This is a genomic window from Streptomyces sp. NPDC029014, from assembly GCF_055564695.1.
In genome coordinates this window covers 1-1985 of the sequence record NZ_JBVHVT010000213.1, presented here as the reverse complement: position 1 = coordinate 1985, position 1985 = coordinate 1, and the positions used below count along the sequence as shown (strand labels likewise).

At 60.7% G+C, this 1985-nt stretch carries 3 protein-coding genes; all 3 read left to right on the top strand.

Features of this window, described 5'->3' with window-relative positions:
* Positions 1 to 942, top strand: a 942-nt coding sequence (locus tag ACZ4VL_RS40565) for a DUF1983 domain-containing protein (protein ID WP_468211031.1), incomplete at its 5' end; no start/stop codon positions are given.
* Positions 942 to 1331, top strand: a complete 390-nt coding sequence (locus ACZ4VL_RS40560) for a hypothetical protein (protein WP_057503188.1) — start codon at positions 942 to 944, stop codon at positions 1329 to 1331. The genes ACZ4VL_RS40565 and ACZ4VL_RS40560, both read left to right, overlap by 1 nt.
* Positions 1331 to 1985, top strand: a 655-nt coding sequence (locus ACZ4VL_RS40555) for a hypothetical protein (protein ID WP_468211028.1), incomplete at its 3' end; no start/stop codon positions are given. The genes ACZ4VL_RS40560 and ACZ4VL_RS40555, both read left to right, overlap by 1 nt.

Sequence of the window (1985 nt, the reverse complement as noted above, 5' to 3'; positions counted from 1 at the left end):
GAGAGCACCAGCGGGCTGGTGCCGCTGATCTGGAAGGCCGGTGCAACCTACGAGCCCGGGCAGACGGTGGTCCACAACGGCCGGATCTGGCAATGGAAGGGGCCTGGCAACGGCAACGAGACGCCGCCAGGCACGAAGTGGATGGACGTCGGCCAGGCCGTGGCAGAGGCGGGTGCGCTGGTTGGCCAGGTGAACCAACTGCAGCTGGATGTGCAGGAGGTGGACGGCAAGGTGACAGCAGTGGGCCAGCAGGTGAACGGCCTGGTGGCGCAGTACAGCGCGGAGCATGCCGGTGATGAGGACTGGAACGCCGGCGATGAGACCTCTTTCGCCGGCACCATCACCACCCTCACTGTCATCGCCGAAGCGGACTACTCGCTGGGTAGGCGTGTCGACACCGCTGAGGCATCGGTGGGCGAGACGCAGGCCATCGTGCAGGAGACCGCACAGGCTCTGGTAGACATTGATGGCCGGATCAGCGCGTCCTGGAACCTGAAGCTGCAAATCGCGGCCAATGGCCAGTACTACGCCGCTGGCATGGGCATCGGCATCGAGAACCAGCCCGATGGCAGCTTCCAGAGCCAGATCCTGTTCCAGGCCGATCGTTTGGCCCTGATCAATGTGATCAATGGCCAGGTGACCACGCCGTTCGTGATCCAGGGCGGCCAGACCTTCATCAGCCAGGCGCTGATCGGCACGGCGTGGATCAAGAGCGCCAACATCGAAGATGCCGCGATCACCAACGCGAAGATCAGCGGGGTGATCCAGTCGGATGACTACGTGCAGGGAAAAACCGGCTGGCGCATCAACAAGGCAGCAGGTGGTGGGTTCGAATTCAACGGGACCGTGGCCGGCGGCTACCGCCTGAACATCACCAACCAGGGCGTTTACGTGTACTACCCGAACGGGGTCCCCGCGGTCGAACTTGGAGTGTTGCTGTAATGACGGACGTCGGCCTTCGCGTGAGGAACGAGAACGGTTACGTGGAGACCTCGATCACCACCAAGCTGTCGAAGATGATCGGGTCATACAGGTTTCCTCTCTACAACCCGGTGAACTCCAACAACAAATGGGTGGCGCCGCCTGAAGCGAACGGAGGGCTCGTCGTCAACGATTTTTCTGGCGGCGAGCCCTTCTACTACTTCACATGCGAGGACCAGCGATCTGTGTACGGCATGCTGGTGCCATCGGTGACCATCTCGGGAAACGGCATCACTTGGACGTGGGATCCTGACGTGGTGAACTACCACGTCAGGATGGAAATGTTCCCAAGCAAACCCACATCGGGAACCGTCGGTGGCATCACCCTTCATTATGGGATCTACAGCTGATGGCCGTCGGACTGCGCGTGCGGAACCAAGGGACCGGGCAGATCCAGATCGGGGCCGGCTATCGGAATCTGCAGCTGGCCAAGTCGGGAACGCTCGATACGGGTTCCTTTCAGGGCAGCTCAACCGGGGGCTCACCACCGTTTGCATCTTCGTCCAACTATGGGTTGCTGGCGAGCACTGCCGGAACAACGAAACTGCACGTAATCAGGTACATCAACGACAGTGTCGCGTTCACCACCGGGTTCTCTATTGTCCAGTCGGGTGTTAGCTGCTACGTGTTTGCAGCGAATAATGCCCCGAACAAGACGTTGGAGTACTACACTTTCGACGCCACCGAGCGCGCTGCTTCCGGACCGGTTGGGCTGCGCATGCGCGGAGAGGACGGATCTGTCTTCTATGACTCGAGGCGGAAGGGGGTGCGGGTTCTGCAGGTTGTGCCGCTCCCACCGCCGCCGGTGAATACACCGGTCGCTGAGGTCGGCCAGTTTTTCCCGGGCACGAAGATCGGCATCGCTATCCCGTCTCCCAGGTTCTACTACGCATCGGTGTCCCAAGACCGGTGTACCGCCTATGCCGACGCTTTCCACATGACCAGCGACAATAGAATCTTCATGTCGAAGCATGAGACGTTCTCGCAGACCCTGATCACCAACA

Coding starts and splice junctions, on each gene's coding strand:
- ACZ4VL_RS40560 (WP_057503188.1), top strand. CDS start 942: ATGACGGACGTCGGCCTTCGCGTGAGGAACGAGAACGGTTACGTGGAG.